Origin of the sequence: Pseudoalteromonas sp. SR44-8 (assembly GCF_014163635.1) — a bacterium.
Classification (GTDB): domain Bacteria; phylum Pseudomonadota; class Gammaproteobacteria; order Enterobacterales; family Alteromonadaceae; genus Pseudoalteromonas; species Pseudoalteromonas rhizosphaerae.
On sequence record NZ_JACJDS010000037.1, the window covers coordinates 17,160 to 32,929 of the forward strand.

14 protein-coding genes are annotated in these 15,770 nt (G+C 38.2%); 12 read left to right on the forward strand and 2 right to left on the reverse strand.

The features are described 5' to 3' along the window. The first annotated feature begins 4 nt into the window (after positions 1 to 4). The 11 genes from H5183_RS16875 (at position 5) to H5183_RS16925 (ending at position 13,472) form a co-directional block, all read left to right on the forward strand. Positions 5 to 709 (forward strand): acyltransferase, encoded by a 705-nt coding sequence (locus H5183_RS16875; RefSeq protein ID WP_182718090.1) that lies wholly within the window; start codon positions 5 to 7, stop codon positions 707 to 709. Positions 710 to 713: 4 nt separating this feature from the next. Further along, complete coding sequence (locus tag H5183_RS16880; protein WP_182732250.1) at positions 714 to 1,850, forward strand: glycosyltransferase; 1,137 nt, start codon at positions 714 to 716, stop codon at positions 1,848 to 1,850. A gap of 131 nt (positions 1,851 to 1,981) precedes the next feature. Beyond that, entirely contained in the window at positions 1,982 to 3,475 is a 1,494-nt protein-coding gene (locus H5183_RS16885) for a GNVR domain-containing protein (RefSeq protein WP_182732251.1), read from the forward strand. Position 3,476: 1 nt separating this feature from the next. After that, the gene (locus H5183_RS16890; RefSeq protein ID WP_182732252.1) at positions 3,477 to 4,553 is read left to right on the forward strand and encodes a glycosyltransferase; all 1,077 of its coding nucleotides are present in this window, start codon (positions 3,477 to 3,479) and stop codon (positions 4,551 to 4,553) included. Between the two features lie 10 nt (positions 4,554 to 4,563). Next, positions 4,564 to 6,363 (forward strand): sugar transferase, encoded by a 1,800-nt coding sequence (locus H5183_RS16895; protein ID WP_182732253.1) that lies wholly within the window; start codon positions 4,564 to 4,566, stop codon positions 6,361 to 6,363. Positions 6,364 to 6,529: 166 nt separating this feature from the next. Further along, positions 6,530 to 6,838, forward strand: coding sequence for an STAS domain-containing protein (locus H5183_RS16900; RefSeq protein WP_149980667.1), 309 nt, complete (start codon positions 6,530 to 6,532; stop codon positions 6,836 to 6,838). A gap of 20 nt (positions 6,839 to 6,858) precedes the next feature. Continuing rightward, positions 6,859 to 7,713: an OmpA family protein gene (locus tag H5183_RS16905; RefSeq protein ID WP_182732254.1), complete on the forward strand. Its 855-nt coding sequence runs from the start codon at positions 6,859 to 6,861 to the stop codon at positions 7,711 to 7,713. Between the two features lie 4 nt (positions 7,714 to 7,717). Further along, the gene (locus tag H5183_RS16910; RefSeq protein WP_182732255.1) at positions 7,718 to 9,802 is read left to right on the forward strand and encodes an SLBB domain-containing protein; all 2,085 of its coding nucleotides are present in this window, start codon (positions 7,718 to 7,720) and stop codon (positions 9,800 to 9,802) included. Then, positions 9,799 to 10,503, forward strand: coding sequence for an AAA family ATPase (locus H5183_RS16915; RefSeq protein ID WP_182732256.1), 705 nt, complete (start codon positions 9,799 to 9,801; stop codon positions 10,501 to 10,503). Before H5183_RS16910 ends, H5183_RS16915 begins: the two co-directional genes overlap by 4 nt. A gap of 7 nt (positions 10,504 to 10,510) precedes the next feature. Next, positions 10,511 to 11,971: a SpoIIE family protein phosphatase gene (locus H5183_RS16920; protein ID WP_149980671.1), complete on the forward strand. Its 1,461-nt coding sequence runs from the start codon at positions 10,511 to 10,513 to the stop codon at positions 11,969 to 11,971. Positions 11,972 to 12,068: 97 nt separating this feature from the next. Continuing rightward, positions 12,069 to 13,472 (forward strand): sigma-54 dependent transcriptional regulator, encoded by a 1,404-nt coding sequence (locus tag H5183_RS16925; protein ID WP_182718099.1) that lies wholly within the window; start codon positions 12,069 to 12,071, stop codon positions 13,470 to 13,472. Here H5183_RS16925 and H5183_RS16930 read toward each other — a convergent pair. Then, positions 13,467 to 14,492, reverse strand: a complete 1,026-nt coding sequence (locus H5183_RS16930) for a glycosyltransferase family 4 protein (RefSeq protein WP_182732257.1) — start codon at positions 14,490 to 14,492, stop codon at positions 13,467 to 13,469. The genes H5183_RS16925 and H5183_RS16930 overlap by 6 nt on opposite strands. 21 nt (positions 14,493 to 14,513) lie before the next feature. Between H5183_RS16930 and H5183_RS16935 the strand changes: the two genes are divergently transcribed. Next, positions 14,514 to 14,846, forward strand: coding sequence for an Hpt domain-containing protein (locus H5183_RS16935; RefSeq protein WP_182732258.1), 333 nt, complete (start codon positions 14,514 to 14,516; stop codon positions 14,844 to 14,846). On the opposite strand, the gene yvcK is transcribed toward H5183_RS16935, so the two are convergent. Next, the gene (gene yvcK / locus H5183_RS16940; RefSeq protein WP_182732259.1) at positions 14,843 to 15,715 is read right to left on the reverse strand and encodes a uridine diphosphate-N-acetylglucosamine-binding protein YvcK; all 873 of its coding nucleotides are present in this window, start codon (positions 15,713 to 15,715) and stop codon (positions 14,843 to 14,845) included. The genes H5183_RS16935 and yvcK overlap by 4 nt on opposite strands. Positions 15,716 to 15,770 lie beyond the last annotated feature (55 nt).

Genomic DNA, 15,770 nt, shown 5'->3' on the forward strand with positions numbered 1-15,770 from the left:
CAATATGTTGATACAGCTTAAACTTTGGCTAAAAAATAGTAATAATCCATTAGCGACATGGTTGTTTCAATTTGCAAAGTCGCTTCGCAATCCGCAAATCATCGTAATCCCTGTGCTACATGCTTCACTTTACTATTTGCACTATTTTATAAAAGAGTTATGCCATGAGCTAGTTCGGATTTTTTATTATACACCTTTATTTAAAAGCCAAATTAAGGGCAGTAAAAAGCGCTTATATTTATATTCAGGTATGCCGCAAATACTTGGCAAGTTAAAAATTGAATGTAAAGACGATGTGAGAATTTCAGGGATCAGCACCTTATGTGGGCGGGTGAGTAATGAGCGAGAGCCGCTACTAAGTATTGGCAATAATGTTGATATTGGTTGGCAAAATGCTTTTTCTGTAGGGCGTACCATTATTCTTGAAGACGATGTCAGGCTGGCAGGACGAGTTTTTTTAGCCGGTTTTCCTGGGCATCCAATTGACTGTGATCGCCGCGCTAACTCTGAAAGCGATGATGAATCTCAAATTGGTGACATTATAATAAAACGCGGTGCTTGGCTGGGCACTGGAGTGACTGTACTGGGCGGTGTCACAATCGGTGAGGGAGCGATAATTGGTGCGGGAAGTGTGGTTACTAAAGATATTCCTGATTTTACTATTGCTGCGGGAAACCCTGCCAAAGTAGTTAAAAAAATTAAGGAGTAAGTGTATGAAATTTATTGTATTTGGTGAAGACTGGGCGAGTCATCCAAGCAGTACTCAACATTTATTTTCAGAGCTTGCTAAGCAGCATGAAGTACACTGGATAAACTCCATTGGTATGCGAAAACCAAGCGCTAAATTTCATGATATTAAACGTATGCTCAGCAAGTTAAAGCAGTTATTTCGACAGTCTAAAACTGCTGCAATAGCCACACCCAACAATATGACTGTTTATAAGCTGCCTGTATTACCTTGGCACGATAATCGACTCATTCGATGTTTTAACCGCTGGATTTTTTCTCGTTACCTTGCACCCTCAACTTGTAGTGAGCCGATTATGTATTGGTTAAGTGTGCCAACTGCACACTATCTATTTGATAAAAAAACCACGGATAAGTTAATTTATTATTGCGGCGATGATTTTTCTGCATTGGCAGGGGTTGATGCTAAACTCGTTGCCCCCTTTGAGCTGCAGCTTATTAATAGCGCAGATCTTATTTATGTGATCAGTGAGTTATTGCTGGCAAAGATGCCCGCTACAAAAACAAAAATGCTGACCCACGGCGTAAGTTATGAGCTATTTACAAGCGACGTTGAAAAAGCCGATGAAATACAAACTATAAAAGAACCTATTATTGGCTTTTACGGAAGTATTAATGCTTGGTTAGATATTGCGTTATTAACCGCCTTGGTGGCTGCAAGGCCGCATTATCAACTCGTGCTTATCGGAGATATTGTGACTCCTGTTACACAGCTATTGCAGTTTAAAAATGTTACGCATATTGGCGCAGTTAGCCACGACCGTTTAGTATCGTTTTCTGCTCATTGGGATGTGTCGATTTTACCTTTTGTGAATAATGAGCAAATCAGAGCGTGCGATCCGCTAAAACTTAAAGAATATTTAGCGACAGGTAAACCGATTGTCGCAACTGATTTTCCTGCAGTTAGTAATTATACGCCGCATATTTTTATTGCTCACTCTAGTCATGATTTTATTAACAAGGTCGATGAGGCGCTTTCGTTAACTCAGCCACAATTAACATTATTAAACAGCGTACAAAAGAATCTAGCAAAAGCGCACAGCTGGCAGGCAAAGGCGCTTATTGTTAACGAAGACCTGCTGCGACTAAATCCTCCACATTGAGCATTAAAATGTAATCTTGGCGCGCCCTGTGCAACTACCTTATTAAACTAGGCTATTTACAGTGTAAATTTTTATTATGCAAATAGCCGTTAAATTTCGCATTGCAATATGCAAATTAATAGGTAGGGATTATGTTAGTTAGAGAGCAAATAAAAAGGTTACTTTATTTAGCTTTGTATGCAGTTTATACAAGGGCGAAACTATTTGTTTTGCCTCTGTTCATCGTACCTGTTGTGGTTATTTTACTCGCTGCAACGGCGCAAAAGCAGTACACAAATCATGCAACAATCTTAATAGAAGAATCTGCATTACTAAACCCATATTTAGATGACTTGTCTTTTTCGTTTGATTTATCAAATCGTATGGCTGCATTACGCACGCTTGTAATAAGTCGAAAGGTGTTGATAGCTGTTGCGAAAGAAACAAACTTAGTTGCTAAAGATGCAAGCCCTGCTGTTATTGAAAAAATTCATCAAGAACTCTCACAAGCGCTTTCTTTATCACTGGTTGGTGATGAATTGGTGCGAGTTAACTTTACTTGGTATGACCAAACTCAAATGAAAGCAGTATTAGAAAAAGTGGTTGAGAAATTTATAGAGAGTTTATTAGCACCAACCAAGGCCTCGCTTGATACGTCTGAGCAATTTTTTTATCAACAGTTAGTCAGTTTACGAGAAGAACTCGAGGTTTCTGAAGAGTCGCTAGCTAATTTTAAAGCTAAAAATAGCAACACTTTACCTGCTGTTTTACATAGCAATAGACAAACGTTCGATAAGTTACTGAGTGATCAACAACAAAAGTCTATCGTCTTATCAGGTGCAAAAGCCAAGCTTGAAGCGCTAACAACAAAAATGGGCCAAGCAAACCCAATTTTAGGACGCATAGAAGAAAAAATCATTAATGCCGAATCACAGTTGAGCTTTTTAAAAACCCGTTATACCGAAAAGCACAGTAAAGTCGTGTCGAAAAAACGTGAACTGCTGAGTATTCGAGCTCGCCAACAGGCTTTAATAGAAAGTGGCAAAAATCTAGATGCAACAAACATAGATCAACTTTGGCAAATGGCCAATACACTTCCTGATGGCAAAGACAATGAAAGTAATGTGCTTGTTTCACAGATACTTGCATTAGAAGAAGCAAAAAACACTGTGCTCCAACATCAACAAGAGTTTGCCATGTTGGAGCAGCAAGTTAATACGGTGAGTGAAAGATTATTAGTTACAAGCGATATAGAGAAACAATTAAGAAAGCTAGAGCGGGATTACGACGTTAAGCAATCACTTTATAAAGATATGCTGGGACGTTACGAAATGGCAAAAGTAACGGGTAAATTAGTTAAATATGAAGGGCCTGACAAAGTAAAAACCATAGAACGAGCTTACAGCCCAACCCAGCCAATCAATACCTCTTTAGTTGTGGCGATTATTTTGGGGATTGTTTTAGGCATATTTACAAGCACCACCTGTGTATTTGTCGCGACATTATTTGATAGTCACTTAAAAGATATTCAAACCATTGAAAAACTATCTGCTTTGGAAGTAGTTACTATTTTACCTATTGTTGGCAAAGGTTCATTACATGTTCCTGCTAGCCCATCAATGCACTTTATCAATAAGGGGAGTTAGCATGAACGTCCTACATTTAGTTCAGCACTTTAAAATAGGCGGCCTTGAAAAAATGGCTGTGACCTTAATGCAAAAAAGCCAATTCGCAAGCACCAGTATTATTGTTTCGCTAGAGGGTAATGAGCAAGAAGCAGTTAGTGAGTGGCCTGCTTTAGCTTTATTTGAACAAAAACTGATTAGCTTAGATAAAGCGCCTAGGTTTGATCTAAGTATTATCAAAAAGCTCACTGAAATAATTAAAACACACGAGATTAAAGTGATTCATAGTCATCACATTGGTCCTATGTTGTACGCGAGTCTAGCCTGTCTTACAAATACTCAGGTAAAGCATGTCTCTACTATTCATGATGCTTGGTATTTAAAGAGCTTTAAACAGCGTTTAATTACCAAAACACTTAATAAGTTAACTAAAATTCACTGGGTTGCAGATGCACAAGTGGTCGCGAATGAATTTTATAATGAAACAGCGATCACGGCAGATAAAACCATTCTGAACGGTATCGACTTACAGCAGTTTAATCACATCAATGAAGCAACCGCACGGCTCAAACTTGATCTTCCTGCTGATAAAAAGTTAATTGGTTGCTCTGCACGATTAGAGCCGGGAAAAGGGCATTTGGATCTCATTAAACTACTGCCTTTGCTGCCTAAAGATATCGAATTAGTGTTTGCTGGTAATGGTAGCTTACGCTTTTCGTTACTCAGTGCGGCAGTATCGCTTGGGGTGGTAGAACGAGTGCATTTTTTAGGGAATGTACAGCATATGCAGCTATTTTACTCAGCTATTAACGTTATGTGTCTTTATTCACAAAGAGAAGGACTGCCCTTATCAATTTTAGAGTCAATGGCGTGTGGCAAAGTAATTGTGGCGACTGATGTTGGCGGTATCAGCGAGGTCGTTACAGAAGAGCAAGGCATATTAGTCAAGCCAAATGACTCTTTTGGCCTAAAAATTGCGCTATTGAAAGCATTAGACATGAAATATGGGCTGTGTATTCGAGAGCATATTCTCTCAATTGCAGATGCAAACAAAATGAGTGAAGCGTATGACCACTTCTATAATGGCTTAGCTTCATAAGGGGAATGCTATGACTTTTCTACTGATCACATTGGCTGTTTTAATTACACTGGCTTTATATCATCATGTTGGTTACTTACTGTTATTAAAGCTATTTAGTAACAGTAAACCGATTGAGATGACTGAAAATACCCAACCCAGTACTCACTTTGGTATTTTAATGTGTGCTTATAACGAACAAGAACACATAGCAGAGAAGCTTTATAACTTAGGCTCAATGTTATATAGCACTGAGCTATACACCATTCATGTTTATCTTGATGGCTGCACCGATAAGACTTATGACGAAGCGATGCTAGCGCAGTCGCATCTTGCAAAGCAAAATGTAGTTTGTCATTTGCATTTTAGTAAAGTGAATAAAGGCAAATCATTTGGCATCAATGAACTGATAAAGCTGAGTAAGCCAAATTATGATGTTTTACTCTTTACCGATGTTAGTGCGCTACTGAGTATTGATGTGCTCAATAAAATTGATGCCGATTTTAAAGATCCTAATATTAATGTGATCACCGGCGTATATATTTTAGATGATTTAGCCACTGCTGAGCAGCAACAGTACTGGCAATATCAAAACAAAGTAAAGAGTATGGAGTCGTCTTTAGGGGCTGTTATTGGCGTGCCAGGTGCTATGTTTGCTATACGCTCAGCTCATGCGGCTTTATTAGATGAAAACACCATAAATGACGATTTTATTATCTCTATGAAAGCGTTAAACCAAGGTGGGAAAGCCGTTGTAAACAGTGAAATAAATATCGTTGAGCGTGAATGTGATGAACAAAGTCATGATTATGCCAGAAGAGTAAGATTAGGTGCGGGTAACTGGCAGCAAATAAAAATGTTGTTTGAATTATTAAATCCGAAATTAGGCTGGGTAAGTTTTAACTATTTTTCACATAAAGTATTGCGTGGGGTCATGCCAATTATTCTGCTGCTGATTTACGCGTTACTTTTTTCACTTGCACTATCTTCAAGCTTGTTAATACCTAAAGTGGTATGTGTTGCGATAGTCTGTACTCATGGCTTAGGAGTAGCAAAAAAAGCTTTTAATATCAGGGCTAAGTTACCAATTGTAGATAGTGTAAATTATATCGTCAGCGCTTATTTTATGGCTCTGTGGGGGATTGTTAAGTTTGAGCGTGGTGATTATAACCAGCATTGGCAGCGCGTTCATCAAACCCAAGAATCAAATAAAATATTCATCAAAACCATTAAGCGCACTATTGATGTAGTTGGCTCTGCGGTTGGATTAATATTACTTTCACCAGTTATGTTAGCTGTTGCATTAGTGATTAAACTGACTTCAAAGGGCCCAGTGTTATTTAAACAGCTGAGAGTGGGACAAAGTGATGATGATTTTGTCGCTTTATTCAATGTTTTAAAATTTCGTTCTATGGTTGTTGATGCAGAAGCAAAAAGTGGCGCGGTGTGGGCAAGTAAAGATGATCCTCGTATAACTGCAGTTGGACGATTTATTCGCAAAACACGCTTGGACGAATTACCACAACTTTGGAATGTATTGATCGGTGAAATGTCTCTTATTGGCCCACGGCCTGAGCGACCAGTGTTTTATTCAAAGCTTGAGAAAGACATCCCGTACTTTTGTCAGCGTACTTATGGGATCAAGCCCGGTATATCGGGACTCGCGCAGGTGATGAATGGTTACGATGAGAGCATTGACGATGCGCGCAACAAAATAGGCTGGGATTACGCCTACATGCTAAGTACTTCATCTGCACGCAGTTGGTGTTATATGGAGTTTACTATTTTCTTTAAAACGTTGGCTGTTATATTCACTGGTAAAGGTCAGTAACGTCGTTTCGCATAATGCAATTGTGCACTCAAAAAGCAATTGCATTATGCATCCCTCCTCTAAAAAATAGTATAAAATAATTTAAAACCCTTAAATATCAGTTTGTTAATTCTGGCATTCTTCTTGTAATAGTCTATTTGTATTTATATTTTAATAGGTAATTCAGATGAAAAATTTAGCCAATAAAGTAGAACAAACAGTTGTCGTACTTCCTAATGATTTCTCCGGCTTTGCTGTCGATGAGTTAAAAGATCAGTTTGAACAGCTAGTCGAGCAAGGCACACACTTCGTGATTCTCGATTTTACTAAGACCGAATTTATCGACTCTTCAGGAATAGGTGCTATTGTTTTTCTATACAAAAGAATTGAAAAACAAAGTAATAAGCTATCTTTACTTAATGTAACGGGGCAGCCGTTTAAGCTAATGAACTTATTAAGAGTCGATAAAACCATTCCATTTATTGACTCAATATAAAAGGTATCAGGGAGAGTACAATGAAGGCACGCATAGTAATTGTTATTATAATGTTTTTAGGCGGCTGTGCTTCTTGGCCTGATGACGGCCAAGGTGGCTTAGCTGAAAAGTATCAAAACTATCCATTAGCCGATGAGCAGTACGATGAAAACTTCACTCAGCCCGAGGACGTTGTTAAGAGTGAATTTGAACACCTTGTACTTAAACTTGAGTTATTAAAATCGCAAGATATTAAAGCTTGTATGCCTGCGCAACTATTAAAAGCACAAATTTATGAAAATCGTATTCGTAGATTAATCGCTGGGCAAATGTGGGAAGATGCTGAGCATGATTTACTGATTCATTATCATGGGCTTAATCAGTTAACGAATCACTTTGATACGGTTAGAAAAGTTACGGATTGTGCCTCTACGACTAATGAGCAACCTGCGTCATTTAGTATCAAAAAACAAATTGCACAGTTATTGAATAGCGATAACCAATTTGCATTTAATGCGTTTGAAATAACCCCTAAATATGCCGTACGAGTTGCTCAAGCTGCAGATTTAGCGAAGCAACTAGGCAGTATTAGTATTTTACTTGTGGGTCACACCGACGCGGTTGGAGATTCAGGGAGTAATTATGAGTTGGCACTTAAGCGTGCCGATACGGTGAAGCATTGGCTTGGCGTTTATGGCGTGCCACAGCAAAATATTACAACCCTAACGCAAGGAAGTTTGCAGTCTTACAGTGATGCCGCAGAAACTGAGAGTACACGTCATTCAGACCGCAGAGTTGAAGCAATAATTCTAGACGCAAACACGCAAGGCTTAGAAAGCAATAAAGCTAAAGCGCTGATGAACTGGACTAAAATAATACAAAGCAAAAAGGAGTAAAATAATGAAATATTTTTTCACAATGTTTGTTTTGTTTTTTTTAGCGACCAACGGCTTTGCGGCAAATGAAGCGGATAACTCAATTGTGCAAGCGGGTAATAAACTCTTTTTATATGTGCCTGGCGAGGTTGAATTTGATGGCACGTTTGAAGTAGATAAAAAAGGCCAGATCAACATACCTGAAGTAGGGCAATTTAATGTTGCCAATAAAACAGTGGCGCAAATCGAACTTGAGTTAAAACCGGTTTTGGCTGAGTTGTTTGTTGCGATAGATGACTTTTATGTGGAGATCCGCAGCCGAGATATATTTATTAATGTGATGGGTTATGTCATTACGCCTTCCCAAGTCAGTATTCCTGATGATGGTAATATTCAAATGGTAATAGCTAAAGCGAATGGTTTAAAGCCTGGCGCTCAGCTCGATCGTTTGCAAATAAGACGAGGCGATGAGGTGATTGAGTTTAATTATAAAGCCTATTTAGATACAGGTAATATTAGCTTACTTCCAACCCTTAAAAGTGAAGATACGGTGTTTGTACCGGTATCTCCTTTACTTGGTAATGTACAAATAGACTTTGATGCACAAACACTTAGCGCAACGGGAGATGCCAGTGACAATAGCGCTATTACAATTTTGGGCGAAGTACATAATCCTGGTAGCTTTTCGTTTAAAGAAAATATGACCATCTTAGATGCATTAATGCGTGCCGAGGGAGTAACACGCTATGCTGATGTGACTAAAATTAGAGTCATTGTCGATAAGTCCCCAGTGATATTTGATTTAAAAGCATATTTAGATAAACCCACTGATAAGAATATGCCGCTTCTCAAAGCTGGTTCAACCATATATGTGCCAATAATGGTCGATGATGTAAACACCACTTCTCGGACTGTTTATATCATGGGGGAAGTGCAAAAGCCTGGAGCTTACGAGGCTGCAGATAGTACCAATTTTCTAGATATTTTAGCTAATGCAGGGGGGCCAACACGCTTTGCAGAAACACGACAGATAAAAATATTAACCCCGCAAGGTGAAAGTATTTTATTTGATTTACAAGGTTATAGTGAAGGTAGCATTACGACAAAAGTACCTGATTTAAACCCTGGTGATGTTATTTTCGTGCCCGAAAAAACAGATGTAAACGAAAAAAGCTGGTTAAAAATTCCGACTAAACGTGCGATTAAAATTATTGGTGCCATTCAATCTCCTGGGCGTTATGAATGGAGTGATGAAATGGATTTTACCGATTTATTAGCTCATGCGGGCGGGCCAACCAAAGGGGCCAATATTAATGATATTAAAATATTACGTAATGGTGATGTCACTCAGCGTTTCGACCTCGAAAAGTACACTATTACTGATGGAAAAACAGCGCTACCAAATTTGATCGCAGGCGATACAGTGATTGTAGAGGAGTTGCCAGTTGACCCAGGCGATAATAAATCACAATGGATACGCCAAGCGTCGAGTAAGTCTATTTATATTATGGGTCAAGTGGGCTCTCCTGGGCGCTACGCGTTTAATGATAATATGCATTTTATTGATATTTTAGCCGCTGCAGATGGCCCTAATGGCAATGCTGACATTCGCAATATAAGAGTAACGCACCGTAATGGTAATAGTGCCAAGGTTAGCAAGCTTGATTTAGCTCTGTACTTTGAAACCGGAGATGAAACTCTCTTTCCACATGTGTTGCCCGGAGACACTATTTTTATTCCTGAAAAAGATAAAGACTGGTTACGTACACCTAAAGAGAGAGTGGTTCGTATTATGGGGGCAGTGCAAAAGCCGGGTCGCTATAACTTTGATGACACTATGTCTATTTTAGATGTATTAGCTGAAGCGGGTGGGCCATCAAGTTCCGCACTCATTGATAAAATTGTTGTGGTTAATCATTCTTGTTGTAAAGAGCAGTCTCGAGTATTCAATCTTGAAGCATTTATAAAATCACCAAACTCGGCAAATATTCCGGTATTAAGGGCCGGCGATACTTTATATGTACCAGATAAGGGGCAAGATCTATTAAGTCAATTTAAAGATAATTTCTTAGATTTTATAACAATAATTGCTTTAGTGGTGAGTTTATGAAGTTAATTCCAGAGCAGTATCATGAGCTTGAAACGATTTGTAATACCCTCGTTGATAGTGATGCACGATGCGTTACATTTATTTCGCTGTATGGTGGCGAAGGTTCATCAACGGCGTGTAGCAGTGTTGCCCAGCGATTAGTTAGTCAACATAAGTCAGTATTGGTGATTGATCTTAACCCCATTAGTTCGTTTCGCTTAGATAAGCAGTTATCTAGCTTAACTAAGCTATGGCGATTTGATGATATTTCTTGCCAGTTAAGTGTATTACCTTATCAGGGGATAGATATTTTGAGCATACATAATTTAGAGTCCATTGATTCGGCTAAAAATAAACATGTACTCAATGAGGCTGTGATCCGTTTAAAACAAGAATATGATTATGTGTTACTTGATATGTCTCCTGCGTTAAAGCTCAATCGCAATAATATTCCGCTACACTCTTTAAGTTTATGTAGCGAACTGACTTTAGTAACAGTTGGTTTAGGTGTTAATGATGAAGAGTCTTTGTGTAACGGCGTTGCAGAGCTTAAACAAGCTGGCCATAGCAATATTAAATTATTAGTGAGCCAATATAGTTTTGCACCTTTGGGTGAACGAATGCTATTACTTTTACAAAGATATAGACCTCAATGGCCAAGAGTCTGTACGTTTTTAACAAACAAAATCAACAGGCAAAAGTGGCTGTTTAAGCATTATTGAGGTCTTTATGGATATATTATTTGAACGACGCTTTGAATTGTTATGGCCAACGTTAACCGAGATACGCCAAGTGTTAAAACATGTGTTGGGTGCATTATCAGTAAAACGGGATGAAGCGGATGCTGCCGGTTTAGTTGCAACGGAGTACCTCACTAATTTGATTAGGCATAATCAGGGGGATGAGCACGTTATTATGTTGCGCATCAGCCAAACGAATACTGACACATATCATTTAACGTTTGTAGATGAATTGAAGCCTTATAATTTATTCAAAAAAAATGACTCATCTTGGACAATCGAATCGCATGAATTAGTTGAAGGTGGAATGGGGGTTGAGTTAATTCGTCATTACTTTGCAGATGCAACGTATGAAACAATAGCCTCTAAAAATTATTTTTCCTTTCCTTTGATTAACATAGATAAAAGGCCAAGTATTATTTATGTTGATGATGATGTTGTCCAGCTTGCATTAATGAGCGCCTATCTTCAAGACAAGTTTCAAGTGATCACCTGCGAAAATATTGAGGCGGGTTGGCAGGCTATTTTAACCTCTGATGCCAGTATTTTATTACTTGATCACCAACTAAAAAAAGGCACTTGTGAGCCATTATTAGAAAAACTAAATAAATCTAATCTCAAATCACAATTATCGGTAGTGATGTTAACCGGTGATGACAGCGAAGAAGTGATCAGTAAAATTAATCGCTTAGGAGTCGATGATTACTTAATTAAACCAGTGAAAAAAAATAAGCTTTTGCAAAGTATTGAAAGGGTAACGCACCGGTTCGCTTACTTATCGTATCAGAGCACATTTGGCTTAACACCATCAAAAGTGTTATTAGCAAATAATAAAACAGCGCATATATTTGGTTCAATTGCGGTCGGTAACGGTGGTGACTTTTTTATGCCGATTAATGATGAAGGGACTGCTTTTATCCTCGGTGATATGATGGGGCACGGCTTGCAAGCACTTAAAGAAAGCTTTGCGATTAAAGGCTTTATCAGTGGCTTTTTAGCAACTGGATTGGCATATCAAGACATGCTGGTGGCGCTTAATAATGCGCTTTATAAGCAGCAACTATGCAAATCGAGTTTAGTTACACTGGTAATTTGTTTTTTAGAAAATAATAAATTGTATTGGCTTAATGCCGGACATCCACCGCCAGTTATTATTGATAAAGATGGAAAAATATCTCAATTAAAGGGAACCGGTCCATTGTTAGGCCTTTCTAATGATCATCAATACACCCTTTATGAAGCTGAATTAGAAAATATTGAACATATTTTACTTTATACGGATGGTTGGACCGATAATCGCTTTACTGACAAAGATGAAATGGCTGAGTTAAAAACAATAATCCCAACACAGAGCAACTCTGCTGAGGACTTTGCCCACTCATTATGGAAAAACTCGCAAGTGACACTCTCCAAAGAAATTGATGATGCATCACTAATAATAATTAATTGAATTTGATTTAATGAGGTAACTATAGTTAACTTAGCATTCATAAGTTAATATTTTTTATCTAAATAATTCTTAGCGGGCTGCTAAAAGGAAAGGGATTATGCCACCAACAATACTCATTGTAGAAGACACCCAGTCGCTCGCTATGTTGTATCAATCTTATCTAGTTCCTACAGGTGTTAATACTCTGGTGGCAAATGATGGTGCAAGTGCTTTAGCGATTATTGATAAAATAAAGCCTGATCTAATCGTATTAGATGTCATGTTACCAGACATGAATGGTTTAGATATTTTAGCCAAGTTAGCTCCTGATAATTTTCCTCAGGTTGTTGTTTTAACTGGTCATGCGACAAAAGAAATGGCCATTCAAGCGATCAAGCTCGGTGCCAGTGACTTTTTAGAAAAGCCCGTTGAGGCAGAGCGCTTTCGTATTACAATAAACAATGCGCTAAAAATAAAAGACCTAAAACAAACCGTCACGAAATATAAAAATACCTACGAAAATGGTCGATATTTTGATTTGATTGGTAGTTCAAAGCAGATGCAATCTGTCTATCAAATAATTAGCTCGGCATCGGTAAGTAAAGCTACGGTGTTCATTACCGGTGAAAGTGGCACAGGAAAAGAGCTCTGTGCAAGAGCGGTACATCAAGCATCGAATCGCGCTGATAAGCCTTTTGTTGCGTTAAATTGTGCTGCGATCCCTAAAGATTTAATTGAAAGTGAAATTTTTGGTCACTTAAAGGGCGCATTTACAGGAGCTATTGCGAATCGTCTCGGGGCTGCGGGTCAAGCTGATGGCGGTACCTTATTTTTAGATGAGCTATGCGAAATGGACGTCAACTTACAAAGTAAGCTGTTGCGTTTTATTCAAACCGGCACTTATCAGCAAGTAGGCAGTGAAAAAGTTGTTAAAGTTGATGTGCGATTTGTGTGTGCAACCAACAGAGATCCACTTGTTGAGGTCGAAGCCGGACGGTTTCGAGAAGACTTATATTATAGATTGCATGTGATCCCTATTGAGTTGCCACCATTAAGGGAACGCAGTACAGATATTATTGAGATAGCAGAAGCTTTGTTTATCAAAATAGCTCGCGAAGAGCAACATCCGTACAAAGGTATTACAGAGGATGTAAAGCGCTTACTGGCTCAATATGATTGGCCTGGTAACGTGAGGCAGTTAGAAAATGTGATCCGCAATATTTTAGTGCTCAATGCCCAAGAGTGGATTGATGTAAATATGTTGCCCAGCTTGCCACAAAGCTCTCAGAAAGAAATACCAAATTACAAGCCAAACGAAAGCTTTACTCATACTAAAATACAAGAATTTGAAGAGTTACCGCAAATTGAAAGTGATATAAAAGCACTTTGGTTAGCAGAAAAAGACTATATAGAACGTGTTATAAAAATATGTTCAACAAATATTCCCAAAGCAGCAGCATTACTTGAAGTTAGCCCTTCTACCCTTTATAGAAAAATTAAAAGCTGGGAAGAAAACTTATAAGCGTAAGCGTGATTTTGCGGTGTACGCATTTTGTAATAACAAAAATTGGTTTTTACCAGAAAACCTTTCTTTAAGCATGACGTAAGCGGCTTGTGCCATAGCGCTTTTTTGATCAGGAGACTGTATTAAAAGTGCGTTAATACAATTTTGACACTCTTGTGCATCACCTGTTTTCATTAGTAAGCCATTCGTATTATTTTTTATGATACTTGGGATGGCGCCAACAGGACTGCTAATTACGATTTTATGGTGCGCCATGCTCTCAAGTAATGTCATGGGTAAACCTTCCTCTCTTGAGCAGATAAGCAACACATCGATTTGATGCCAAATATCTTCGCGATTGGTTAAACCATGATAGTGTAAGTTTTCCAGTTGCGGGATGGTATTGCGCATCGGACCGTCACCAAAAAGGTGAAACATCACATTGTTACTGTTTTGCATACTTTCGGCTAAGGTATAAAAAATATCAGGAGCTTTTTCATACGATAACCGGCCAACAAATCCAATTCTAAGAGGGGACGAGAAAAAGTTAACCGTAGGTGGTTCTTTAATATCAATAAAGTTTTCTAGTAATGTGGCATTCTTAATTGTTTTGCTGATTTGCTCTGAGACTGCAAAGTTGGTTGATAAGCATGAAAGCCACAGGTCTAGTTTGTTATATAGCCACATTTTACCTGTCCCAGCATCACCTGCGTGGTAAGTGCTGATACAATGTTTATGAGTAAGTTTACAGGCTAAACGGCCTAAAATACCCGCTTTATAACCATGGGTATGAATAACTGTATTGTCATCGTAGCGGCGCAATTGCTTAATTAAACTCGAAGGTGTGCCTTGCAGAAAATCATAGCGTATGCTTTGCTTATCAAGTAACGTATAAAAATCATTATTGCCATGATTTTTATAAAATAAAACAGAGCAAGAAACGTTATTTTTACTGAGTAGTTTGTGTAGTTCCACGATGTGGGTTTCAATACCACCGATCATGGAAGAGTCAACAAACAAAATAATCTGGCAATTCATAACGAACCTCAAAAGAAAAATATGATAGATATATCTGTAATAGAACAGCTAAAATATGATGTTGGCGACAGCATGGCTATTGAGTTACTCAAAGTGTTTGTTGACGAGTCTAAAAAATTAGTAGAACAAATGCTTAACTCAACCAACACTAATGATATAGAGCTTCATGCACATAGCTTAAAAAGCAGTAGCTATAGCTTTGGTGCAATACATCTAGCACAAACATGCCAGCTGATTGAGCAAAAAGTTAAGACCAATGGCTTAAACCCAGAGGTCAGGACTTTGTTAAAATTAGCTGACTCGCAAAGTAAAAAAACTTTTCAACAAATTAATCAATTAATTAATAACGCTTAAGCGTGTGTCTCTGCATTAAAAGAGCTTTTTAATAATTCTGAAAATACATTATTTAACTCATCGATATTATGTAAATGTTTACCCGTTTTATTGCATTTATTTCCGTGTTGCAAAATTTCCATAATCGCTGGAGGAGAAATACTTAAATCGTATATTTTAGCGCCGAGCTTTTTTTGTAACCAATCAATACCTGCACTATGAGTGTATTGCATGACACTGTTCTCTTGCGCTGTATTTTCAATAAATACACGACACGCAGAGGTTTTTTGAATAGCGAGTGCAATATCATCGATTAAAAAAGCGGGCATAATACTGGTTATGATACTACCTGGGCCAATAATCACTAAGTCAGCATTTAAAATAGCTTCAACAGCGCCTGGTGATGCAGGTACTTTTTTAGATAAATATACTTTCTCAGGCAGTAAACTTAATGCATCTATCGCACACTCACCAAACACTTTTTCACCGTTATCAAGCTCAGCGACTAAGTCTGTTGGTATATCAGACATGGGTAAAACGGTTTCACAATTACCAAGTAGTTTATTAAAGCATGCAATAGCTTGAGTAGGAGAGGCCATAACTTGAGTCAAACCTAAAAGAGTTAAATTACCTAAGCTGTGACCTTCAATATCGCCGCTCGTAAATCTGTGTTCATACACAGAATGAGCAATTGAACCTTCACCCGCTAGTTGAACACAGCAACGGCGAATATCACCAAGGGCGATGCAATTTTGTGCTTCTCTAATCCTACCCGTACTGCCGCCATTATCGGTGGTTGCAACGATTGCTGTTAAGTTATTACACAAAGGTTTTATTGCGCTTAAAACTTGTGCCAATCCGTGCCCACCGCCTATGCAAACTATTTTCATCGTTTTGCCTTGGTGTTTGTTATTTACATTAATTAAGCAGAAATCATTCCACTCT